Origin of the sequence: Bacillus sp. LBG-1-113, assembly GCF_020708615.1 — a bacterium.
Classification (GTDB): domain Bacteria; phylum Bacillota; class Bacilli; order Bacillales; family Bacillaceae; genus Bacillus; species Bacillus mojavensis.
Genome location: NZ_JAJFDG010000002.1, coordinates 70,159 through 93,447 on the forward strand (window position 1 = coordinate 70,159; position 23,289 = coordinate 93,447).

At 44.2% G+C, this 23,289-nt stretch carries 24 protein-coding genes; 13 read left to right on the forward strand and 11 right to left on the reverse strand.

From position 1 onward, the window contains the following. The first annotated feature begins 64 nt into the window (after nt 1-64). The 3 genes from LJF29_RS06430 (at nt 65) to LJF29_RS06440 (ending at nt 4,053) form a co-directional block, all read left to right on the forward strand. Nucleotides 65-934, forward strand: coding sequence for an SDR family oxidoreductase (locus LJF29_RS06430; RefSeq protein ID WP_229147627.1), 870 nt, complete (start codon nt 65-67; stop codon nt 932-934). 248 nt (nt 935-1,182) lie between these two features. Beyond that, a complete protein-coding gene (gene bcaP / locus LJF29_RS06435; RefSeq protein ID WP_168747299.1) occupies nt 1,183-2,580 on the forward strand; it encodes a branched-chain amino acid transporter BcaP in 1,398 nt (465 codons plus the stop codon). 117 nt (nt 2,581-2,697) lie between these two features. Further along, a complete protein-coding gene (locus tag LJF29_RS06440; protein ID WP_010333544.1) occupies nt 2,698-4,053 on the forward strand; it encodes a sodium-dependent transporter in 1,356 nt (451 codons plus the stop codon). Between the two features lie 36 nt (nt 4,054-4,089). Here LJF29_RS06440 and LJF29_RS06445 read toward each other — a convergent pair whose 3' ends face one another. Beyond that, nucleotides 4,090-5,496: a PLP-dependent aminotransferase family protein gene (locus LJF29_RS06445; protein ID WP_229147629.1), complete on the reverse strand. Its 1,407-nt coding sequence runs from the start codon at nt 5,494-5,496 to the stop codon at nt 4,090-4,092. Between the two features lie 109 nt (nt 5,497-5,605). On the opposite strand from LJF29_RS06445, the gene LJF29_RS06450 reads away from it, so the two are divergent. Further along, a complete protein-coding gene (locus LJF29_RS06450) occupies nt 5,606-6,037 on the forward strand; it encodes a GNAT family N-acetyltransferase (protein ID WP_229147631.1) in 432 nt (143 codons plus the stop codon). 29 nt (nt 6,038-6,066) lie between these two features. Here LJF29_RS06450 and LJF29_RS06455 read toward each other — a convergent pair whose 3' ends face one another. Genes LJF29_RS06455 through sigM form a run of 3 tightly spaced genes read right to left on the reverse strand, consistent with a single transcriptional unit; the run spans nt 6,067 to nt 7,902 of the window. After that, on the reverse strand, nt 6,067-6,357 hold the full coding sequence (locus LJF29_RS06455; RefSeq protein WP_010333547.1) for a hypothetical protein: 291 nt from the start codon (nt 6,355-6,357) through the stop codon (nt 6,067-6,069). After that, nucleotides 6,345-7,421, reverse strand: a complete 1,077-nt coding sequence (locus tag LJF29_RS06460) for an anti-sigma factor (protein ID WP_229147633.1) — start codon at nt 7,419-7,421, stop codon at nt 6,345-6,347. The genes LJF29_RS06455 and LJF29_RS06460 overlap by 13 nt, the downstream gene beginning before the upstream one ends. Further along, complete coding sequence (sigM, locus tag LJF29_RS06465; protein WP_024120735.1) at nt 7,411-7,902, reverse strand: RNA polymerase sigma factor SigM; 492 nt, start codon at nt 7,900-7,902, stop codon at nt 7,411-7,413. The genes LJF29_RS06460 and sigM overlap by 11 nt, the downstream gene beginning before the upstream one ends. A 196-nt stretch (nt 7,903-8,098) precedes the next feature. Here sigM and LJF29_RS06470 point away from each other — a divergent pair, with 196 nt between their 5' ends. The 3 genes from LJF29_RS06470 to LJF29_RS06480 all read left to right on the forward strand — a co-directional run bounded on the left by LJF29_RS06470 (nt 8,099) and on the right by LJF29_RS06480 (nt 11,060). Next, nucleotides 8,099-9,106 carry an aldo/keto reductase gene (locus LJF29_RS06470; RefSeq protein WP_229147635.1) on the forward strand — a complete coding sequence of 336 codons (1,008 nt, stop codon included), beginning with the start codon at nt 8,099-8,101 and terminating at the stop codon, nt 9,104-9,106. A 125-nt stretch (nt 9,107-9,231) separates the two neighbouring features. Continuing rightward, nucleotides 9,232-9,831: a 1-acylglycerol-3-phosphate O-acyltransferase gene (locus LJF29_RS06475; RefSeq protein WP_010333551.1), complete on the forward strand. Its 600-nt coding sequence runs from the start codon at nt 9,232-9,234 to the stop codon at nt 9,829-9,831. A gap of 101 nt (nt 9,832-9,932) precedes the next feature. After that, on the forward strand, nt 9,933-11,060 hold the full coding sequence (locus LJF29_RS06480) for an NAD(P)/FAD-dependent oxidoreductase (protein WP_229147642.1): 1,128 nt from the start codon (nt 9,933-9,935) through the stop codon (nt 11,058-11,060). A gap of 26 nt (nt 11,061-11,086) precedes the next feature. On the opposite strand, the gene LJF29_RS06485 is transcribed toward LJF29_RS06480, so the two are convergent. The 3 genes from LJF29_RS06485 to LJF29_RS06495 form a co-directional block, all read right to left on the reverse strand. Next, nucleotides 11,087-11,986, reverse strand: a complete 900-nt coding sequence (locus LJF29_RS06485) for an NAD-dependent epimerase/dehydratase family protein (RefSeq protein WP_229147644.1) — start codon at nt 11,984-11,986, stop codon at nt 11,087-11,089. Between the two features lie 176 nt (nt 11,987-12,162). Further along, nucleotides 12,163-13,497 (reverse strand): hemolysin family protein, encoded by a 1,335-nt coding sequence (locus tag LJF29_RS06490; RefSeq protein ID WP_010333554.1) that lies wholly within the window; start codon nt 13,495-13,497, stop codon nt 12,163-12,165. A 58-nt stretch (nt 13,498-13,555) separates the two neighbouring features. Continuing rightward, nucleotides 13,556-13,987 carry a MerR family transcriptional regulator gene (locus tag LJF29_RS06495; protein ID WP_010333555.1) on the reverse strand — a complete coding sequence of 144 codons (432 nt, stop codon included), beginning with the start codon at nt 13,985-13,987 and terminating at the stop codon, nt 13,556-13,558. A gap of 157 nt (nt 13,988-14,144) precedes the next feature. On the opposite strand from LJF29_RS06495, the gene LJF29_RS06500 reads away from it, so the two are divergent. Then, nucleotides 14,145-15,326, forward strand: coding sequence for a pyridoxal phosphate-dependent aminotransferase (locus tag LJF29_RS06500; RefSeq protein ID WP_229147646.1), 1,182 nt, complete (start codon nt 14,145-14,147; stop codon nt 15,324-15,326). A gap of 645 nt (nt 15,327-15,971) precedes the next feature. Continuing rightward, complete coding sequence (locus LJF29_RS06505) at nt 15,972-17,357, forward strand: hemolysin family protein (protein WP_229147650.1); 1,386 nt, start codon at nt 15,972-15,974, stop codon at nt 17,355-17,357. Nucleotides 17,358-17,370: 13 nt separating this feature from the next. Here LJF29_RS06505 and crcB read toward each other — a convergent pair whose 3' ends face one another. Genes crcB through LJF29_RS06520 form a run of 3 tightly spaced genes read right to left on the reverse strand, consistent with a single transcriptional unit; the run spans nt 17,371 to nt 18,837 of the window. Further along, a complete protein-coding gene (crcB, locus tag LJF29_RS06510) occupies nt 17,371-17,727 on the reverse strand; it encodes a fluoride efflux transporter CrcB (protein ID WP_229148168.1) in 357 nt (118 codons plus the stop codon). Next, the gene (locus LJF29_RS06515; RefSeq protein WP_229147651.1) at nt 17,727-18,119 is read right to left on the reverse strand and encodes a fluoride efflux transporter FluC; all 393 of its coding nucleotides are present in this window, start codon (nt 18,117-18,119) and stop codon (nt 17,727-17,729) included. Before LJF29_RS06515 ends, crcB begins: the two co-directional genes overlap by 1 nt. Next, nucleotides 18,112-18,837, reverse strand: coding sequence for a glycerophosphodiester phosphodiesterase (locus tag LJF29_RS06520; RefSeq protein WP_229147652.1), 726 nt, complete (start codon nt 18,835-18,837; stop codon nt 18,112-18,114). The genes LJF29_RS06515 and LJF29_RS06520 overlap by 8 nt, the downstream gene beginning before the upstream one ends. 234 nt (nt 18,838-19,071) lie before the next feature. Between LJF29_RS06520 and LJF29_RS06525 the strand changes: the two genes are divergently transcribed. The 3 genes from LJF29_RS06525 to LJF29_RS06535 all read left to right on the forward strand — a co-directional run bounded on the left by LJF29_RS06525 (nt 19,072) and on the right by LJF29_RS06535 (nt 21,274). Further along, on the forward strand, nt 19,072-19,179 hold the full coding sequence (locus tag LJF29_RS06525; protein ID WP_003224203.1) for a YhdX family protein: 108 nt from the start codon (nt 19,072-19,074) through the stop codon (nt 19,177-19,179). A gap of 153 nt (nt 19,180-19,332) precedes the next feature. Continuing rightward, the gene (gene mscY / locus LJF29_RS06530; protein WP_010333561.1) at nt 19,333-20,448 is read left to right on the forward strand and encodes a small-conductance mechanosensitive channel protein MscY; all 1,116 of its coding nucleotides are present in this window, start codon (nt 19,333-19,335) and stop codon (nt 20,446-20,448) included. An 82-nt stretch (nt 20,449-20,530) separates the two neighbouring features. Beyond that, nucleotides 20,531-21,274: an NAD-dependent protein deacylase gene (locus tag LJF29_RS06535; protein ID WP_229147653.1), complete on the forward strand. Its 744-nt coding sequence runs from the start codon at nt 20,531-20,533 to the stop codon at nt 21,272-21,274. 25 nt (nt 21,275-21,299) lie between these two features. Here the strand turns inward: LJF29_RS06535 and LJF29_RS06540 are convergent, their stop codons facing one another. Next, entirely contained in the window at nt 21,300-22,148 is an 849-nt protein-coding gene (locus tag LJF29_RS06540; RefSeq protein WP_229147654.1) for a polysaccharide deacetylase family protein, read from the reverse strand. A gap of 282 nt (nt 22,149-22,430) precedes the next feature. Between LJF29_RS06540 and dat the strand changes: the two genes are divergently transcribed. Beyond that, complete coding sequence (gene dat / locus LJF29_RS06545) at nt 22,431-23,282, forward strand: D-amino-acid transaminase (protein ID WP_010333564.1); 852 nt, start codon at nt 22,431-22,433, stop codon at nt 23,280-23,282. The last annotated feature ends 7 nt before the right edge of the window (nt 23,283-23,289 follow it).

A 23,289-nucleotide genomic window follows, 5' to 3' on the forward strand; every position in this document is an offset into this window, starting at 1 on the left:
TGCAGTTTATTCGCTTCTGTGATGTGGTAAACATTCAATATCATCATGTCTAGGAGTGATCAATATGAACCCAATGGACAGACAAACAGAAGGACAAGAACCGCAGCGGCAGGACCGACAGCCGGGGATTGAGTCTGAAATGAATCCTTTTCCTTTAACAGAAGACCGTGATTATAAAGGAAGCGGAAAACTGAAAGGAAAAGTCGCGATCATTACAGGAGGCGACAGCGGAATCGGGAGAGCGGCAGCAATTGCGTATGCAAAAGAAGGGGCAGACGTCTCCATTCTTTATCTGGACGAACATTCTGACGCGGAGGAAACGCGAAAACAAGTTGAACAGGAAAACGTCCGCTGCCTGTTGATTCCTGGGGATATCGGAGATGAGAAGCATTGTGAACAGGCTGTACAGCAAACCGTAGACCATTTTGGAAAGTTGGATATTTTGGTTAACAACGCTGCTGAACAGCACCCGCAGGACAGTATTCTTGATATTTCAACAGAACAGCTTGAAAAAACCTTCCGCACGAACATTTTTGCCATGTTTCATATGACAAAGAAAGCGTTGCCTCACTTGAAAGAAGGGAGCGCAATCATTAATACGACATCGATTACCGCTTATGAAGGAGATACCGCATTAATTGGTTATTCCAGTACAAAGGGTGCAATTGTCTCCTTTACACGATCAATGAGCAAATCTCTTGTGGATAAAGGCATCAGAGTAAATGCGGTGGCGCCCGGCCCGATTTGGACACCGCTGATCCCGGCGACATTCCCGGAAGAAAAAGTGAAACAGCATGGACTTGATACACCGATGGGCAGACCGGGACAGCCGGTTGAGCATGCAGGTGTATACGTTTTACTCGCATCTGATGAATCTTCCTATATGACGGGACAGACGATTCATGTGAATGGCGGCCGTTTTATTTCAACATAATGTACAAAAAACCAGCAGAATTGCTGGTTTTTTTGTGCATGAAAATAGGCTAGTGCAGAAATTTGTCGAATTTTTTAAAAATTTAGTTTTCATTTTTAGATTTTTATATATAATATTGAGTAGGAGAAAGGAATGATTCATCACCAGTACAAATATAGTAGAAAAAAAGAAAAACGGTCATTGCTGCTCATGAATTCAGAAAATTCAAATAAAATATAAAGAAATCATCAGCTAGGAGTTGAAGGGGAATGAAAGGAAGCGTATTTAGGAAGAAAAGTATTCAGGATTTAATCGCTGCAACAAAAGGTGAAAAATCTTTAAAAAGAGAATTAGGGGCATTTGACTTAACACTGCTTGGGATTGGGGCCATTATAGGTACTGGGATATTTGTACTGACGGGGACAGGGGCAGTTACTGCCGGACCCGGACTGACCGTTTCATTTGTTGTCGCAGCGCTGGCTTGTTTATTCGCTGCATTGTCTTACGCTGAATTTGCTTCAAGTGTGCCTGTCTCAGGTTCGGTGTATACATTTACTTATGCTACAATGGGAGAACTTTTGGCCTTCATTATCGGGTGGGATTTAATTTTAGAGTATATGCTGGCGGTAAGTGCCGTTTCAGTCGGGTGGTCTGGGTATTTTCAATCATTTTTGTCCGGGCTTGGCATTCATCTTCCGGTGGCCTTAACGGCTGCTCCGGGGGCTGTAAAAGGAACCTTTACCATTTTTAATCTGCCTGCGTTTGTCATTGTTCTTGCCATTACGTATTTGCTTTATTTAGGCATCAGAGAATCTAAAAGAGTCAACAACATTATGGTAATTTTAAAAGTACTGGTCGTTCTCTTATTTATTGCAGTGGCAGCTGTTTACGTGAAGCCGGATAACTGGCAGCCGTTTATGCCAATGGGCTTTGGCGGCGTATTCAGTGCAGCAGCACTCGTTTTCTTTGCTTTTATCGGATTTGACGCTGTATCCTCTGCCGCGGAAGAGACGAAAAACCCTGGGAAGGATCTGCCGAAAGGAATTATTTTCTCATTATTGGTTTGTACCATTTTATATGTTACTGTATCAGCCATCATGACAGGGGTTGTTCCATTTGCCCAGTTTGAAGGCATCGATCATCCGGTTTCACTCGTTCTTCAAAGCGCGGGGCAAAACTGGGTGGCAGGCATTATCGATATCGGCGCGGTTTTGGGAATGACAACGGTTATGCTTGTGATGCTTTATGGACAGACACGTGTCATGTTTGCTATGTCTCGTGACGGCCTGGTTCCGGGATCGCTTTCTAAGGTTCATCCGAAGCATAAAACTCCTTATGTTGCGACTTGGTTTTTCGGCATAATGTCGGCGCTCCTCGGTTCACTTGTTCCGCTTGATGAGCTTGCCAAGCTGGTAAACATCGGAACGCTTTCAGCGTTTGTGCTGATTTCTGTCGCGGTTATTGTATTGAGAAAGAAACAGCCTGATCTTCCGAGAGCCTTTAAATGTCCGGGGGTTCCGGTTATCCCGGGCTTAGCAATTCTATTCTGCCTGTTCTTAATTTTAAATCTCGGCTGGGTGACGATTGTCCGCTTCCTTGTATGGCTGTTAATTGGCATGGCGATCTATTTCTTATATTCAAGAAAGCATTCAAAATTAAATCAATAACTCTCAATGAAGAGAGCGGCTTACACTGGCCGCTCTCTTTTCTATTCTCATCAAATGAATTTATAGAAATCAGCATGAAAATAAGAGATAATATAGGCTGGAAAGGAAGTGACATCATTGTCTGAGCAAAAACCAGTCCAATGGGCTTCAAAAATCGGTTTCGTCATGGCTGCCGCTGGATCAGCCATCGGCTTAGGCGCGATTTGGAAGTTCCCTTATGTAGCGGGGACGAATGGAGGAGGCGCCTTTTTCCTTATTTTTGTGCTATTTACTATTCTCTTGGGCTATCCGCTTTTAGTGGGAGAATTTATCTTTGGAAGACGGAACCAAACGAATGCCATTGATGCATATAAAAAAGAAGCGCCGCGAACAGCTTGGTTTCTCACAGGATGGGTCGGTGTAGCGGCTTGTTTCTTAGTTTTATCGTTTTACAGTGTTATCGGAGGATGGATTTTACTATATATAGTGAAAACAGCATCGGGTTCACTGTCCGGGCTCACCCAGGAACAGTACGGTGCACTTTTTGGCTCTGTTATTCAAAATCCCGTGCAGACGCTCGCGGCTCAGCTTATCTTTATGGTGCTGACTGTGCTGGTTGTCGCCAGAGGGGTTCAAAAAGGGATTGAACGGGTAAGCGCGGTGATGATGCCGATTTTGTTTATATTGTTTGTCCTGCTTGTTCTTCGGTCGCTCACGCTGGATCATGCGATGGAAGGCGTGAAATTTTTGCTTGTGCCCCATTTCGGCGATTTGACCCCGGAGTCTGTTTTGTTTGCGCTGGGACAGGCTTTCTTTACGTTAACACTGGGGGTTTCGGTCATGGTGACCTACAGCTCCTATCTGCCGAAAACGCAAAATATCCCGCGTTCTGCAGCGTCCATTGTCGTTATGAATATCATTGTGACACTTTTGGCAGGTTTGGCTATTTTTCCTGCCGTTTTCTCCTTCGGATTGGAGCCGAATGAAGGTCCGACTTTGCTGTTTACAGTGCTTCCTGCCGTTTTTGAACAGCTTCCGTTCGGTATCCTGTTTTTCATCGGCTTTCTAGTCGCATTTTTATTTGCCGCACTGACCTCTGCCTTTTCGATGGTGGAAATGATTGTAGCTATTATCGGCAAAGGGGACGAAACGAAGAGGAAAAAGCTGTCATGGACAAGCGGGTTTTTGATCTTCTTAGTCGGTATCCCATCTTGCTTATCCTATGGCGTGCTGAGCGATGTGCGCATATTTGATAAGACGTTTTTTGACGTTGTCGATTTTACCGTCAGCAATGTTTTGCTGCCGTTAGGCGCCCTGTTAATTTCTATTTTCATTCCGCTGAAAATATCGAAACAGGACCTATGGGCAGAGATGAGACAAGGATCACATCCCGGAAAAGCATTCTTTTATATATGGTTTTATTTGCTCCGTTTCGTTGTGCCGCTGGCTATTATTATCGTGTTCTTAAATTTAATTGGAATTATATCCTTTTAGAAAAACAGGCTCCGCTGGGGGCCTGTTTTTTGTTTATTAATATTTCATCAGCGGTTCCCAAGCAGTTTTCAGCTTTTTGATACCGAGCCGGATGTCCTCTTCAGAAAGCCCTCCATAACCGATTAAGACAGAAACAAACGGCGGCTGGCTCTTGTACGATGGAGATACCGGATAGACATTCACTCTGTTTTTGGCAGCGGCTTTTATCGCTTCATCCTCACTGGCTGAAAACATAAGCCGAAGGAGGATATGGAGCCCCGAGTTTTTTCCGAGAACCTCCACGCTGTCTCCCAGCTCAGTTCGTATCGCTTCGAGCAGAACAGCGTGTTTTTTTCGATATAAGGATCTCATCCTGTTCAAATGCTTTTGCCATTCGCCGTTTTCAATGAAATCTGCCAATGCCAATTGATTATGGGAAGAGACCGTCTGTTTCATCAAAAGCGCATTTTTTCTTACGGGTTCAATAAGTGGAGCAGGAAGAATCATATAGCTGATCCGCAAGGAAGGGAGCAATGATTTTGAAAAAGTGCCGAGGTAAATGACCCTGCCATTCAGGTCAAGGCCTTGCAGCGATGGAATGGGCTGCCCGCTGTAGCGAAATTCTCCATCATAATCATCCTCAATAATAAATGAATTTGCCTCTTTTGCCCAAGACAACAGCTCCTGTCTTCGGGCGATCGTCATTATGGTCCCGAGCGGGAATTGATGTGAGGGAGTCGTATAGACGAGATGCGGGCTCTCGTGTTTAAGGCTAGCCGGCAGGACTCCTTCTTCATCTGTGCAAATGGGAATCACGTTCATGTGATTGGCCTCAAACATTCGTCTTGAACGGTGAAATCCCGGTTCTTCAAAACCGATTTTTGTTCCCGGCTGAAGCGTAAGGCAAAGAATTTGCAGAAGGACGGTAGTGCCTGCTCCAATGATAATTTGGCTGGGATCACAATTGACACCGCGTGACAGTCTGACAAATCGGGCTATCATTTCTCTGAGTGCAGGTTCTCCTTGAGGATCGCCTGAGGTGTGAAGTTGTTCAGAATACCGATCCAGACTTTTCACCATGCTTTTTCGCCACGCGTTAAAGGGAAAGTGGAGTAGATCGACATTTCCTTGATGAAAGTTAATAACAGATTCTACTTCTTTATGAGTGACCGGTTGCGGAGGCGGTTGATATGGTATTGGAGCATCCGGAAACTCAGGTTCAATGTCTGCTGCAAACCAGCCGATTTTAGGCTTGCTTTTGACATATCCTTCAGCGGTTAATTGCTCGTAGGCGCGTTCTACCGTTGCCGTGCTGACACCGAGCAAGCCGGAGAGCCTGCGTTTTGACGGAAGCCTCATTCCTTTGGTGATTCTGGCATGTGACATTTCTTGTTTGAAATAGGTGTAAAGCTGTTCATACAGAGGTGTTTTGCTTGTTTTGTCCAGAAACGGCGTGATATCCATTTTATCTCTCCTTTCCATCTGGCGTGGTTATTTTTTCTGGTTTTGGCTATTTGGCGAATGCCATAAATCGGATATCATCATTGTAACGAATGGAGAGGGGATTGATAAGATGCTTCATATCAAACAATTAACGACTAGAGAAGAGTGGATGGAAGCATATCCGGTGATGCACGAATTAAGAACAGAGCTGGATGAAGAGACGTATTTACATAGGCTGGAGCGCTGTGTCCAAAAAGAGTCGTATATGCTGTTTGCCTTATATGAGGATAAAGCGATCAGGGCACTGTGCGGCGCGCTGCCAAGGGTTTCGCTTCATCAAGGAGAGTACGTATGGATAGCGGATCTTGTCACAAGCAGGTCTCACAGGTCTAAGGGGTACGGCAAACTTCTTTTGGATTATGCGGCAAACTGGGCAAGAGATGCAGGCTACAGTTCTGTCAGTCTTTCATCAGGTCTTCAGCGCAAAGACGCCCACAGATTTTATACGGATAAAATGGGATTTACGATTGAAAGCTATTTATTCAGAAAACAGCTGTCATAAAAAAAGACGCCGTTTCAGGCGTCTTTTTTCTAAAAGCCAAACTGTAAGTTGGTATCCACAGACACGATGGTATACACACAGATAATCACAAAGAGATTAAGGACAACGCCGAGCAGGCCGGGACCAGTTCGTCCTCTTTTAATGAATAGCTCAATAATGCCAAACGGAACGGCGGCCATGGCAAACGGCAGCATTTGATAAGAATAAGAGGTCACATTGCTGATAATCGCCAAATTAAGCAAGAGCAAAGACAGAATCGCTGTCCCGACAGATATCCAGCCAAATACATTATGTTCTTTAAAAATTCTTACCAATTCCATAATTCCACCTCGCCGACATTTGCTGATTTTACTGATTTGTTTTTCAGCATGCGCTGGATTTCCTTGGTCGGTCCTGTAACGACAGAGCCGTATACATTAACACCATTTTTCTCTACATAATCCAAGCGGGAATCTACTTTTAAGTCATTTCGTTTTGAAATGACCTGCGCCCATTTTTCGTGCTTCGATATGTAAGTTAAAGCATCGATAAATTGGTCGCCGTTTGACTTCCCTTTTGTATTAAGCGCAGCCAGGAACTTTGAGTCTTTCCCTGGGTAGCCAAGCGGCTCTGCGTAAGCGGTATCCTTTGTATTGTTCTCTGTTTCAATCGCGTTCCACAAAAAGCTTACATCATAACCTCTGAATTTTTTATACACCTCTTTTGTCGGATATGCCCGGTCATAAGAAAGGTAGACCTCGGAAACAGTCCCTTCAGGCAAAGCTTTTAATGTTTTTTCCGCTTTTGCGGTTGTTTGTTCAGATCCGCTTGATGGGTGTGTAAAGTAATGGCCGCCTTTATGGATTTCTAAGTCATAGTAGTTGACGACCGGCGCTTTCACTCTGTCATAAAACATTTCCACCCTTTCATTCCCCACGGCGGCTGTTTTCGTGCCAATCTGTTTTTGCAGCGGGAATTCTGTATTCATGCCAAACAGCTTCACCTGGCTCTTCAGTCCAGAAGTATCGACAAGTACATTTGGCATGGTCAGGGCTACAGTGACTGCGGCAGTTTCCATAAATTCATTGCCGGTGCTGTGTTTTCCTCCCATTCCGTAATAGAGGTAGCTTCCCAGCGTACATAGCGGCAAAATCATTAATGTCGATATGACGGCAAGAGCGGAAATACGCAAATAAGACTTCCGTTTGCCGTAGGCCAGAATGGCTTTTTGTTTTTCAGGACTGATGTCGACATCCCAATCATGATCGTCTGGCAGCTCACTATCAATCAGTTCCTGATACACTTCGAGCTTCTCAAGTTCCTCTTCAAACGCGGTCATTTCCTGATCGCTCATTTCACCGTTTTTATATTGATCAAAACGCTTTTTAAATTCTTCATTCATCATTAACACCTCTATTATAAAGTGCTTTCAGCCGCTGTCTGGCACGAAACAAAACACTTTTAAAATTCGCCTCTGAAATATTCATAATATGGGATGCTTCTTTGTAATTTAATTCTTTTAAATAATATAGTGTTAACGCCTCCCGATAGTTATCGGGGAGCTCGGACATATAACCAGTCAGCACTTCCTTTATCTCTACCTGGTGGGCAGGGCTCTGAACAGCAGTTTGAAAGAGGCTTCCAATCAAATCATCTGAAATGGTGACTTCTTTCTTATGCTTTCTGACGTAATCAATGAAGGCGTTCCGCGCCACTTGAAAAAGCCAGGGCTTTACTTTGCTGTGATCATAGGAGTGAATGTGTATGTATGCCCGCATAAAGGTTTCCTGCAGCAAGTCTTCGGCAAGATGCTTGTCTTTTGTCATGGAGAGCAGGAACCTATAAACATCATTCATGTACATTTGGTAAATTTCATCGATCGTCACTGCCTTTTCTCCCCTCTATGTTATACACGCATAAGAAAGGTTTAAAGTTGCACATTACATGCAAACGGCTTTTTAATACGTAATCAAACACCATTACTCTATAGTACAAAAAATTCGCCCTGAAAGATAGTGGTGAGAAATGTTTAACATTTTTTCCATCAGGGAAAACATAGTGAAAAAATGAAGGAGTGGCACAATGGAATATACCAGTATCTCAGACACAGGAATAAAAGTCTCCCGAATTGGACTCGGCACATGGGCGATCGGCGGAACCATGTGGGGAGGCACTGATGAAAAAACATCGATCGAAACCATCCGCGCCGCTCTTGATAAGGGGATCACACTGATTGACACCGCGCCGGCATATGGCTTCGGGCAGTCCGAAGAAATTGTCGGGAAGGCGATCAAGCAGCATGGGGCAAGAGATCAGGTTGTTCTTGCCACTAAAACGGCGCTGGATTGGAAAAACAATCAGCTGTTCCGCCATGCTAACAGAGCGAGAATTATACAGGAAGTCGAGGATTCCCTGCAACGGCTGCAGACAGATTATATCGATCTATATCAGGTGCATTGGCCAGATCCGCTTGTGCCGATAGAGGAAACGGCAGAAGTGATGAAGGAATTATATGATGCCGGGAAAATCCGCGCGATCGGGGTCAGTAATTTCTCGGTTGAACAAATGGATACGTTTCGGGCTGTTGCTCCGCTACATACAATCCAGCCTCCTTACAATCTGTTTGAAAGGGACATTGAAGAGAATGTGCTCCCGTATGCGAAAGACAAACAGATGACAACACTATTATACGGCAGTTTATGCAGAGGGCTGTTAACGGGAAAAATGACAGAAGATCATTCGTTTGAGGGAGACGATCTTCGAAATCACGATCCGAAATTTCAGAAGCCGAGATTTAAAGAATATCTTTCTGCAGTCAATCAATTAGAAGACTTGGCGAAGACACGTTATGGAAAATCTGTGATTCATCTGGCCGTGAGATGGATTTTAGACCAGCCGGGAGCGGGAATCGCCCTTTGGGGGGCAAGACAACCTCAACAAATAGAGGCGGTATCAGAAATTACCGGCTGGACGCTGAGCAATGAAGATAAAAAAGACATTAATACCATTTTGAAAAATACGATATCAAACCCGGTTGGACCGGAATTTATGGCACCTCCGACAAGAGAGGGGTATATAACAAAAAGCTGAGGATGATTCCTCAGCTTTTTGACGTTAAGAAAAGAGAAATCTTAAAAAATTAGTACCAGGTAATAAAAAATGTTGTTATAATAAGTGACAGAAAGAATCATTGATTACGACAAAGGAAGTGCGATATGTATAAGTTTTGTGCAAATGCTTTAAAAGTTATTCTTTCTCTTCGCGGAGGAGTGAAGGTGTATAACAAAGAAAACCTTCCGGCCGATTCAGGTTTTGTCATCGCGTGTACACACTCTGGCTGGGTTGATGTGATCACACTCGGAGTCGGGATTCTTCCTTATCAAATACACTACATGGCGAAAAAAGAGCTTTTTCAAAATAAATGGATCGGTTCGTTTTTGAAGAAAATTCATGCCTTTCCGGTAGACCGGGAAAATCCTGGCCCAAGCAGCATTAAAACGCCGATTAAGCTGCTGAAAGAAGGAGAGATTGTCGGAATCTTCCCAAGCGGAACAAGAACTTCTGAGGATGTGCCTTTGAAGAGAGGCGCAGTGACAATTGCGCAAATGGGGAAAGCACCCCTTGTTCCGGCTGCTTATAAAGGACCTTCAAGCGGAAAGGCGTTGTTCAAAAAAGGAAAAATGAAGCTGATTATCGGTAAACCTTTGCAGCAGGCTGATTTTGCCCACCTTCCGTCTAAGGAAAGGCTGGCGGCTATGACAGAGGCTTTGAATCACAGCATTAAAGAGCTTGAAAAGAAGCTGGAACAACTGTAATTCATCAGTCATTGCACTCGCCAATATCCCGATTGTTTATAATTTCCTGGGCCATTAGCTATACTAAATGAGGAATTGATCATTGGGAAAGGTTATGGTTCATGAAAAAAATGATAATAGTCGGGGCTGGAATTTTGGGAGCATCAACAGCATATCAGCTAGCCAAAATGGGTGCAGAGGTTCTGGTTATAGATCGGAAAGATAAGGGCCAGGCCACCCATGCAGCGAAAGGCATTATCTGTCCATGGCTGTCTCCTCGTCGTGATCAGGCTTGGTACCGGCTGGCAAAGGACGGAGCACGCTTTTATCCTCGGTTCATAGAAGAACTTAAAAAAGAAGGCGAGACGGACATTGGTTATGCTGAAGTCGGTGCTCTCAGTATTCATCACGATAAAGAAAAGATCGAAACGATCGAAAAACGTGTGCGGGAGCGTAAACATGCTGCCTTGGAAATCGGTGAGATATCCTTTCTTCATGAAAAACAAACCGCAGATTTGTTTCCTCTGCTTGCTGAACGGTACCATTCTGTTCATATAAGCGGAGCCGCCCGTGTGGATGGAGAAGTGCTGCGAGATACATTATTGAGATCTGCTCAAAGAAACGGCGCAGTCATTTTAAAAGGTGATGCTGCGCTTCGACATCATTCGAATCGTGTCACAGGCGTAACTGTCGGTAATGAAATCTATTCTTCTGATGAGGTTATTGTTTGTGCCGGTGTTTGGGCAGACCAATTGTTAGCGCCTTTAGGCATTCAATTCAAAGTAAGTGCGCAAAAAGCGCAAATTGTGTATGTGCAGGTGCCGAATGTAAATCATATGGACAGCTGGCCTGCTGTGATGCCGCCCTCTAAAGAGTATCTTTTAGCTTATCATGACAATAGAATAGCTATCGGCGCGACACGTGAAGATGAGATAGGCGGACGTGATGTAAGGATAACGGCTGGCGGGCTGCAGGAACTTCTAAACAAGGGATTAGAAATGGCTCCCGGCTTAGCGAACAGCACCTTTCAAGAGGCAAGAGTCGGTTTACGCCCCTTTACACCAGGTGATGTGCCGGTGATCGGATCTCTTCCCGGCTGGGATGGGGTGATAGTGGCAAACGGTCTTGGATCGTCTGGTTTAACAATGGGCCCCTATATGGGGGAGCAGTTGGCGAAGCTGGCCCTTAGAATGGATTTTGATATCAATTTAGATGATTATGATATAAAAAAAGCAGCAGGAGTCCGATGATCACCTGCTGCTTTTTTTTGTGGTGTTTATATTTTTGATAATGAGAGCAGATCCTCTGGCAGTGCTTTAAGAGAGCCGTCATTATTTAATACAGAGCGCCATGTATAACGCGGTTCATAGCCAAGAACCTTTTTGGCTTTATCGATTGCCATCAGCGTTTCATATCCTTTTATATCTCTCTTTAAAGATACATCGGGGAAAAATCGTTTTACTAAGTCTTCACTAGGCTCTTTCATGATGGTATCGGGTGCAGTAATATGGAAGACGTCATTTCCGAGATTGTTTTTTTCGAGTGCTAGAAGGCAAGCATGTGCAGCATCCCTGACATCACAATACGCCCATGCATTTTTCTTTTGAATATCCTTTTGCTGCTCGTTCCAGTGCATGCCTGGGATTTTTTCGTACTCATCAGGCTCATATATATTCGCAAAGCGGAGAGTGACAATTTGTGTATTGATCAGCTTTGAATACATATCTGAGAGGATTTCGGTCAGCCGTTTTGCCATCGCATAAGATGACTTTACGATCGTTGGATGCTCCTCGTCTACGGGAAGGTAACTGAGCTCGTCCGGCACAAATGGATATCCCAGCACCGTTTCACTTGAAGCCCACACAAGCTTACGGATTTTAAAATCTTTACAGGCTTCCAGGATATTAAAATTAACAAGCATATTATTTTCAAATATCGCCTGGGAGGTATTCCTGACATCTGTAGGGATATTCCCAAGATGAACCACAGCGTCGCAGCCCATGATTAGCTGACATACCTGGCCGTAATCCCATAAATCTGCTTGAATAAATGTTTTCGATGCGGACTCTTCTTTTAATACTCTGTCTGATGCTGTCACATCATGGCCGGCCTCTAATAACGTTCTTACAGCCCAGCGTCCGATTTTACCTGCTGCTCCAGTTACGACAACTTTCATGTTTTCGCTCCTTTCTATAATGATGCGGAAATATTCGTTTTTATCGCAATTGCACCTTTTTAGAGTTCCCGCGGATGACCGATTTATTAGCAGCAGTTTTCAGAAGAGGGGTATGACAATGTCAAAAACGAACCAGAATAAAAAAGACACCTCAATAAAAGGTGTCTTTTTCAAAATTATGCTTCTTGCGACTCTCCAACTTCTATCAGCTCTTCTGCTGCGAGCTTTTTCACTTCAATATAAGCGACGTGGTGGCCGTCAATTTCATTAATAATAAATTCACAGCCTTCTTCGATAATAGAATCGTTCTTTTCCACATCGTATTTCTGAGTAAGGAACCAGCCGCCGATCGTATCGACTTCTTCATTCTCTAAATGAATGCCGAGCAGGTCGTTCACTTGGTCGATTAAGACTTTACCGTCCAGCATGTAATGGCCTTCGCCGATCTTGCGGATTTCGCTGATCTCATCAATATCAAACTCATCGCGGATTTCGCCAACGATCTCTTCAATAATGTCCTCTACCGTCACCAGTCCGGCAGTCCCGCCGTATTCATCTGACAGGATTGCCATGTGCACTCTTTCTTTTTGCATTTTGACAAGTAGATCATGGATCGGCGCAGATTCAATCACATGAATGATCGGATTCACGAATTGAGAGATGGTGGAATCAACAGAAACCTCGCCGCTGATGCAGGCCGTCAGCACTTCTTTAATATTAATAACCCCGATAATATTATCTTTATCGCCCTCTTCTACTGGGTAGCGGGTATATTTTTCAATTTGAATGATTTCCATCATTTCAGAAATCTTAATATCGTGCGGAAGGCTGACAATCTCGGTCCGCGGGATCATAATTTCTTTCGCGAGCCTGTCGTCAAATTCAAAGATTTTATTCACATATTTAAACTCTGACTGGTTAATTTCACCGCTTTTATAGCTTTCCGACAGAATGATTCTTAGCTCTTCTTCAGAGTGAGCCAATTCGTTTTCTGATACGGTCTCCAGGCCAAAAGCTTTTGTCAATAACCGTGCGGAATTGTTCAAAAGCCAGATGAACGGGAACATGATGCGGTAAAACCAAATCAGCGGTTTCGCAAACAGCATAGACACTGCTTCCGCCTTTTGGATGGCAACTGTCTTAGGTGCAAGTTCTCCGACAACAACGTGCAGGAACGTGATAATGGCATACGCCAAAATAAACGATATGATATGTGAAAGGGAACTTGGTACGTCCAATTGTACGAAAAGCGGATGAACAAGCCTTTCAATCGTTGATTCCCCTAAAACCCCTAATCCAATGGAAGTCAATGTAATTCCAAGCTGACACGCAGATAGATACTCATCAAGATGCGTGGTCACTCTTTTTGCGGCAATTGCTGCTTTATTTCCTTCCGCGATCAGCTGATCAATCCGTGAGCCTCTGATTCTGATAATGGCAAACTCAGATGCTACGAAAAATGCCGTCAGGGCAATTAAAACAGCGACTAAAATCAAATTCACTATGTCCAATTAGAACCTTCACTCTACAATGAGAATGAAGGTAACACCTCCTGTTAGTAAAATGGTTTTAACTTAACAGCAGCATAAATGATTGGAACACGGCGAGCTTTTCGGGCGTAAGTTTGCTTTTCAGCTCGTCACGATCCTCAGGCTTCAGCCGTTCAAACCGATGCAAGATTCCGGAGATGTTTTGATTCATATAATCAATTTCAGATGCCAGATTTCCAATTTCATCATGATCTATGGCTGAAGAGGGAAACTGGTTCTCCAGTCGATCTTTAATATCGGACAGGGCCAATCGCTGCTGCTTGCAATCTACAATAAATATGAGTCGTTTAAGTGCGTTTTCATCGTAGTAACGATAATTTGAACAGGATCTGGCCGGCGTCAGCAGACCAAGATTCGTATAATAATCAACTGTTCGTTTCGTTACTCCGGCAAGTGCCGCTAGTTCACTGATACGATAAGTCTCAGCCCCATCTAAATCCCTCCCAACCATCACGTTATAGTTATGAGAATAGTTTAATATATGAAGGGTGCCTTACACAAGTTTATTGTTTTTTCGGGAAGCCGGATATGGAAAAAGTGGCATCCGAATTCTGGTTGAAGTAACATAGATAGATAGAAAGTTCAATTTATATGTGCAGAAGGGACAGATGAGATTGGCTGGTTTATCGCGGGAAATTGAAGAGAACCTAAATAAAGGATCGTGGATTCGAAAGCTGTTCGATGAAGGAGCGAGACTGAAGAAAGAGTTCGGAAATGACCAGGTGTTTGATTTTTCAATCGGCAACCCGGTCGTTGAACCGCCTGAAGCCTTTACGAGAGCATTAATAGAAGAAGCTGAAAAAGGAAATCACGGATACATACAAAATCAGGGCCTTCCTGAAGCTAGAGAAAAAGTCGCGCAATTTCTGGCCGGGCGCTTTGCTGCCGAGTTTTCAGCTGAGCGTGTTGTCATGACAGTAGGTGCGGGCGGCGCATTGAATGTGGCGCTAAAAAGTATATTAAATCCGGGAGAAGAGGTCATCATTCTCGCTCCTTTTTTTGCAGAATATAAATTGTATATTGAGAACTATGGGGGTAAGGCTGTCAGCTGCCCGCTGACAGCCCGGTTCGAGATTGACATTGAAGCGGTAAGGCAGGCGATTACCCCGCAGACGAAAGGACTCATTCTGAATACACCTCATAACCCGACAGGAACCGTACTCAGCCAGAAAAATATAGATGATCTAGGCGCTCTGTTAAAAGAGATTGAAGAGACAAACGGCCAAACCATCTATGTACTGTTTGATGAACCGTACAGTCAGCTGATTTATGATGAAGAACTGGCAAATCCGTTTCAATCGTATCATCGTGTCATTTTGGCGAGTTCATTCAGTAAGGACCTCGGCATAGCAGGGGAGCGGCTCGGTTATATCGGCTTAGACAGCAGCATGCCGGATGCCGACCTTTTGATAAATGCTTTTGTGTACTGCAATCGAACACTTGGGTTTGTAAATGCACCTGTCATGATGCAGCGGGCTGTGGCGAGAATGGATGATTTAAGAATAGACGCAAGCGCTTATAAAGAACGCAGAGATGTCATGGTTGACATTTTAAAGGAAGCCGGCTTTGAATTTGAAATGCCAAAAGGCGGTTTCTTCGTTTTTCCGAAGTCGCCAATTGAAGATGAAGTCGCATTTTGTGTGCATGCAGCGCAAAAGTATAAATTGTTAATTGTGCCGAGCAGCGGTTTTGGGATGAAAGGGCACTTCCGTTTATCCTTCAGTGTGCCGCTGGAGCAAATCAAACAATCACGCGACATTTTTACCGCCTTATATAAAGATTTTTTATAAGCCATCTCGCACAAAAAGATAACAGCGATCCCGAGGCTGTTATCTTTTTTTATTTGCCGTATGCCCCAGGCTTTGGCCCGTTTTTCAATTCCTGATTTTATCTCTCCCTCGAATAAACCGCCAAATTCAACCATAACAGCAGAGCCGGCCTGAAGATAGAAACCGTTTATAACGCAAACTGGTCGAGCCCATTCCTGGCCCTTGCCTGTGTTGTGTGACCAGACACATCTAGTAAGCATTTAAAAGCACACGTCATGATCTTATCCTATGCACGTCGCCGAAGCAGATACGAGCGAATGAGCCGTACGAGCTTCAGCTTGAAAAACAGATATATGTCCGATATTTCAGTGAACAGCACCTTGCCAATAATCTTTGCATCGTCTTGAAAGGATATGTACGGATATCAAGAACCTGCTGGCCAGATGAATCAATAGGCTATCCTATGATAGAAGTCTAAAAATTAAAAATCATTTTTGGAATGAGTTGTGTTACAATAAAATATACAATTTATAATCAAACTTTGACTTGGAGGTGGTATGATGGGGCCCTCTGCTTAGGCAACAATACACCGCGTACCTCAATGTTAAGGAAAAATGATTATATCAGGAGGTGACTCCTTATCCTTTAATGAGGGGATAAGGTTAAATGGACGATATTGACAGTCTGAGTTTAATTGGTGTGCTCATTGCTTTAACTGCATTTTTCGTCGCAAGTGAGTTTGCGATTGTTAGAGTAAGGAGATCCAAAATTGATCAGCTTATAACAGAAGGAAACAAACGGGCGATACTCGCAAAGCGTGTCATTACAGATTTGGATGAATATTTATCTGCATCCCAGCTGGGCATTACAGTGACATCAATTGGACTCGGCGTGCTGGGGGAGCCGGCATTTGAACGGCTGCTGCATCCATTGTTTGAACCGCTCGGCCTGCCGGAATCGGTTTCTCATGCAGTCTCTTTTGCAGTCGCGTACGGCTTGATTACATTTCTGCATGTTGTTGTAGGTGAACTGGCCCCGAAAACGGTCGCGATTCAAAAGGCTGAACAGCTAACCTTGCTGATAGCGGGTCCGTTGCGACTATTTTATTTGCTTCTGTTTCCGTTTATTTGGATCCTGAATGGATCGGCGCGGCTTTTATGCGGCATGTTTGGTTTGAAGCCGGCGTCAGAACATGAGGGTTCTCATTCTGAAGAAGAACTCAGAATGCTGTTGTCTGAGAGTTTAAAAAACGGAGAGATTAATCCGTCTGAATATAAATATGTGAATAAGATATTTGAATTTGATAACCGCATTGCCAAAGAAATTATGATACCGCGGAAGGAAATGGCCGCTGTATCAACGGATATGACAATGGCTGAGATGCTGGAGGTTTTGCTGAAAGAAAAATACACCCGCTGGCCTGTCACAGATGGGGACAAAGACAGTGTCATCGGCTTGGTCAATACGAAGCATTTGTTTTCTGACTTGCTGTTTATGACAGAAGAGGAAAGAATGAAAATGACGATCCATCCGTATGTGCGGCCAGTGATCGAAGTCATTGAAACAATTCCGGTTCATGATCTGCTGATTAAAATGCAGCGTGAACGCATTCATATGGCGATTTTGTCGGATGAATATGGCGGAACCTCGGGGCTTGTCACGACAGAGGACATTCTTGAAGAAATCGTCGGCGAGATCAGAGATGAATTTGATGAAGACGAACAGCCGTTGATTCAAAAGCTTGGCGACCGCCATTATGTTATGGATGGAAAGGTTCGCATGGATCAGGTGAACAGCCTTCTCGGCGCGTCGATTCAAGAAGACGTGGACACTATCGGCGGGCTGATATTGAAAGAAAACATTGATATTGAGGCTGGCGAATCCATTCGCATCGGATCATATACAATAAAGGTGCTGAAGATGGATGGCCGTTTGATTAAGCAAATAGATATAAAAGAAGAAATCAGCCAGACAACCGGGATTACGGCCCACCATACGCTGCCGATGCCCGAGCCGGTCATGCTGAACAGTGCAACCTTGAGCGAGAAATAAGCTCAAGGTTTTTTTATGTCAGCAGCATCCAGCCGCACCAAAATGCCAAAAGGGACCCGCAAAGCGTTACAACGATGTATAGGATGCTTTCCTTTACACGCTTGGCCAGCAAGAGCTGAACACTTTCAACGCTGAAAGTGGAAAATGTGGTAAAGGCGCCAAAAAAGCCGGTGCCGATGATGAGTGCTGCAGATGAATTTGTCACATGAAGCCCTGTAAAAAGCCCAAGACCGAGGGCACCCAGTATATTAACGGTCAATATGCCGACTGGAAAACGAAGGCTTTGCGTTTTAGATGTTATGATGTTGCCAAGCCAAAAACGCAGCACAGCACCGAGTCCTCCCGCTGCGAAAATACCAGACAGTGTCATCATTGCTTCCGCTCCTTTCCTAATTGAAATTGGGCTATTCGCCGTCCTGCCAAAACGCCGAAGAGTGCAAGCCCGATTCCGGATATGAATGAGACCGCCATATACAAAACAGCTAATGACGAATGAGATTGCAACAGCATGACCGTTTCTTTAGAAAACGTTGACATGGTTGTAAAGCCTCCGCAAAAACCGGTGCCTAAAAAAGCCGATAGCAAAGGCCGTTTCGCCCTAATCATAAAAAAACCGGTCAGAATGCCTAAAAGAAGGCTGCCTGCCGCGTTCTCCAGCCAAGTTGCAGCCGGAAATATATTATTGTTTATGCCGATGTTACATCCGTATCGGAGACAAGCGCCAAGGGCGCCTCCAATAAAAACTGCACTATATCTATTCATGTTTTCCATCCTTTAATACGTAGTCCGGGTAGTCTGTGACAATCCCGTCAACGCCCATGGCCTGCAGTTTGGCTGCTGTTTTCTGATGCTTTACTGTCCATGCAAACACTTTTAATCCATTTTTATGGGCGGAAGCGATCATGAGACGATTGAGACGTGTGTATTTGATATTGATATAATTTGCGAAAGCTTTGCAGGCTTTCAGCTGATTTCTGGACAGCATGCCAAAATTCGGTCTTGTAATAACGGCTGTCGGAATCGATGGATAAAGCTCGCGGAACCTTTGGATGGAACGGAAACCAAAGGATTGAACAATATTGTTAATAGAAAAAGAAAATTGTCCTAACAGCTGTCCCACTTCTTCTTCAATCCCGATTTGCGAAGGGTGACCCTTTAGTTCAATTAAAAGGCCGATTTTTTTGTGGTAGCGCTTGAGCACCGTCTCAAGAGTTGGGATTTTTTCTCCTTGAAAAGCGGGGCCGTACCAGCTTCCTGCATCAAGTGCCTGCAGCTCCTTCAGTGTAAAATCCTTAACAAAGCCTGAGCCGTTTGTTGTCCGGTCCACTCTGTCATCGTGTATAACGACAATCTGCCTGTCTTTTGTAAGCTGGACATCCAGCTCAATCATATCTGCATTCATTTCTGCCGCGAGATCAAATGCAGCAATTGTATTTTCGGGAGCGTAGCCGGATGCTCCGCGGTGGGCAATGGTGTACAAGCTTGTCAGCTCCTCATATGGGCATTTCTGTTATTGTATCAAATCCATATATGCGCCGCGATACCAACTTGTGAATTTTTTTCTGTCATAGTTGAATAGTCCAGGCTGACCGCAACGTATAACTGAAACAGGAACACCCATCGTATCCAAGCATACTTCTACAGAAAAATAGTGCTTTCGACATATTCACAAAATATTCTGTTACTTTATAATAGCAAAAAAGGAGGCGAGATCATGGGAAAAGGGAGAATCAGAGTGGAGGAAAGAATTAAGGCCGAAACAGATGCTGAAATGCAAAAAGCAACTCTCCTTGATCAGACACAAACGAAAAAAAGTAAGTGACTGTCCCTATTGAATCTGGCTGAATGGTTAAAATGAGAAATTGCCCCGGCGCTCCGCCGGGGTTTTGTATGTTATAAAGAAGACATTTAGAGGAGCATTTTGCCGAATGTTTTAGTATAATAAACATTCGAATGGGATAGAGGGGAGACTGCCATGCTAGATTATCTGCAGCAATATTTCACGCTTGATAAAATCATTCAAACCGGCATCAGTTTGGCAATTTTGCTGTTGTTTCTTATACTAAGAAAACTGTTTACAAGATATCTCTTTAATTTGCTGTTTAATATGACAAACAAACCGAAAACTGAAATTTTTAAACAGGTGGTTGTGGCATTCGATAAGCCTGCCAGATGGTTTTTTGTTGCCTTAGGGCTGTTTTTGGCGATCCGTTATTCACCGTTTTTAGATGAGCAGATGCCGCTGATCAGCAAAATATATCGCTCCCTGATTGTAGCGCTGTTGTGCTGGGGGCTTTGTAATTTGACTGCTACATCATCTTTTATTTTTCATAAAGTGAATCAGCGCTTCGAACTGGATATGGATGACATTCTGGCGCCGTTTTTGTCTAAACTGCTCCGTTTTGTCATTATAGCGCTCAGTGTGAGCGTGATCGCCCAGGAATTTAATTATGACGTCAATGGGTTTGTGGCTGGTCTTGGGCTTGGCGGATTGGCTTTTGCGCTAGCTGCGAAAGACACGATCAGCAACTTCTTTGGCGGGATCATCATTATCACTGAAAAACCGTTTACAATCGGTGATTGGGTGGAAACGGCGACAGTGACAGGATCTGTAGAGGATATTACCTTCAGAAGCACAAGATTCAGAACAGCGCAGGGTGCGCTAGTAACGGTGCCAAATTCCACGCTGTCGATGGAAGCCATCACGAACTGGACGAGAATGACCAAGCGCCAGATTACGTTTTCCATTCATGTATCCTACGCTACGCCAATTGAGAACCTTGAACGCTCTATTCGTTCTCTCAGAACAATGCTCTTAGAGCATGAGGGCGTTCATAATGAAACGATCATGGTCAATTTTGATACGTTTGCCGACAGCTATTACAATTTATTTTTCAACTTCTATACAAAAACAACGGTTTGGGCTGAAAACCTCGATATTAGAGAGGACATCAACTATAAAATCATCGAAATCCTTGGCGCAGAGGGTGTCGAGTTTGCATATCCCGGCCAAATGGTTGTTGTAAAGCAAAAGCACCAAAACGATCCGTTTCAAGTGAATCTAAATAAAGAGGAAAAGGAACGGGCATAAAAAAGAAAGACTTCGTCTGCAAAGAGGCGAAGTCTTTTTCATGGTAAAATAAGAGAAAACATGACTGTAAGGCGGTGTTGAATTGGAAGCATTCAGAAACATGCTGAATGAAGCACAGCGAATTGTCGTGCTGACCGGAGCGGGAATGAGCACAGAATCAGGCATACCCGATTTTCGCTCAGCCGGCGGCATCTGGACTGAGGATGCCTCAAGGATGGAGGCGATGAGCCTCGATTATTTTTTAAGCCAACCGCGTCTGTTTTGGCCAAAGTTCAAAGAATTGTTTCAAATGAAGTTGAGCGGGAGCTTTGAACCGAATGAAGGGCATTTGCTTTTGGCTGAACTGGAGAAACAAGGGAAGCAGGTGGATATATTCACACAAAACATTGACGGCCTTCATAGAAAAGCCGGCAGCAGACATGTATACGAATTGCATGGCTCTATCCAAACAGCGAGCTGTCTCTCATGCTGCGCCCGATATGATCTCCCTCATTTGCTGAAGCATGATGTGCCGGAGTGTACTGCGGTCGGACATGACGGTGAGGTGTGCGGAACGGTATTAAAAACCGATGTCGTTCTGTTTGGCGATGCCGTTTTGCATTTTGACACGCTTTATGAAAAGCTGGATAAAGCCGACCTATTATTGGTAATCGGCACGTCTCTTGAAGTTGCTCCCGCCAGATTTGTGCCTGAGGATGCAAGCCGGATTCCAGGCATTAATAAAGCTATTATTAACCTGGAGCCGACGTACTGCGACAGTTTGTTTGATTTCGTCATCCATCAAAAAATCGGAGAGTTTGCCCGGAGCTTGGGAATAAAAAAGTGAGGCCGCAGATAAGCGCCTCACTTTTTTATTCGTGAACAGGAACCATTGTGTTTTTTAACACACCGAAGGAATAGCCCTTTTCTTTCAGTTTATGGATGAGCACCGGCAGTGCGTTTACTGTAGCAGGAAGATCGTGCATGAGAATCACATACGGCCGATTTGAATGGCTGTGTTCCATATTGTCAAGCTGCTGCAGTACTTCTGCTACGTATGTTGAGTTGCGGTATTTCCAGTCCATGCTGTCAATCGTCCAATCCCAGTATACAAAACCGTCTTTTTCTAGATTGCGAATTTGTGAATCTGTAAGAGACGGCTTGCTCCCGTAGGGCGTTCTGACGAGATCGGTGCGATAGCCTGTAATGCTTTCCAGTGTGTCACGCGCCTGCTGCATTTCTTTTAGCGGCGATGTCGGCGTTTGATAAAACAATTTGTTATTATGCGTGACTCCGTGTAAGCCGAGTGCATGCCCTTCATTTTCGGCCCTTTTAACCGCGTGTTTGAATTCGTTCATTCGCGGTGACAGCATAAAAAATGTCGCCTTTACATCGGCGCTTTTCAATACGTCCAGCAAGCGGTTTGTATAGGCTGATGGGCCATCATCGAATGTTAAGTAAACCGTTTTGTCTCCCATATTTTGTTCGGTCTGCAAATGTTTTATCAGCAGGCCTGGGGAGTCGTCTTTCAGCTTCAGGCTTTCCTTCTCATCACGAAGCTGGCTGTTTGTTGTGACAGTGATTTCTTTTGCTTTCGAGGAGCTATTGGAATAACCTAAAATCACCATAAGCAAAAGCAGCACACATAAAACTGCTAAACTTGCAAATTTAAAAGCAAGCGAAACTGCAGAAGGAGAAGCGTCTCCTCTCGTTTGTCGCATATCAATCTCTCCAGTGGCATAAAATCTCTACATACCGCTGTATTGGCAGCTCTGAAGGTGCCATTGTTTACAACCTATGTATTACGAGTCAAGTATACAGGAATAAAACTGGAAAGAACATAGAAAAAATGTCGAAATGTCAGATTTTAAGGAAAAAATAATCTCCTTCCCAGCTATCGAGCTCTTGATCTTTCTGTTTTTCAGCTGGTTTGATATGGTAGAATGAGTGACAATGACAGCTTGATTAGACATCATGATAAATACGAAAAAGGGAGGGCTTATATGAAGATTTTAGTTAATGGCCAGCTGGTGGAGCGGAACGAGGCATCCATTGATGTGGAAGATCGCGGTTATCAGTTTGGAGACGGAATCTACGAGGTTATCAGGGTGTATAAAGGAGTATTATTCGGCTTACGCGAGCATGCGGAGCGTTTATTCAGAAGCGCGGCTGAGATCGGAATTTCACTGCCGTTCAGTTTAGAAGATTTAGAGTGGGACCTGCAAAAGCTTGTGCAGGAAAATGCGGTCAGCGACGGAGCGGTTTACATTCAAACCACCAGAGGGGTTGCTCCGCGAAAACACCAATATGAAGCGGGGCTTAAGCCGCAGACGACTGCCTATACATTTTCTGTTAAAAAGCCTGAACAGGAGCAGGCATATGGCGTTTCTGCCATCACGGATGAGGATCTTCGCTGGCTGAGATGTGATATTAAAAGTCTGAATTTACTGTATAATGTGATGGCAAAACAGAAAGCTTATGAAGCGGGAGCATTTGAAGGCATTTTAATAAGAGACGGAATTGTTACAGAAGGTACATCTTCTAATGTTTATGCCGTTTTAAACGGTACGGTGCGGACGCATCCAGCTAACCGAATGATTCTAAATGGGATTACACGAAAGAATATTTTGGATCTCATCGTAAAGAACGGCATAGAGCTTGATGAAAAGCCCGTTACTGAGGAAGAGCTGAGACAGGCGGACGAAATCTTTATTTCTTCCACGACGGCAGAAATTATTCCGGTTGTGACGCTTGATGGGAAATCAGTTGGAAGCGGAGTGCCCGGACCGGTGACAAAACAGCTGCAGGCGGCTTTTCAAGAATGCATTCAGCAGGCAGCCCGCGTATCATTTTAATGGTAAA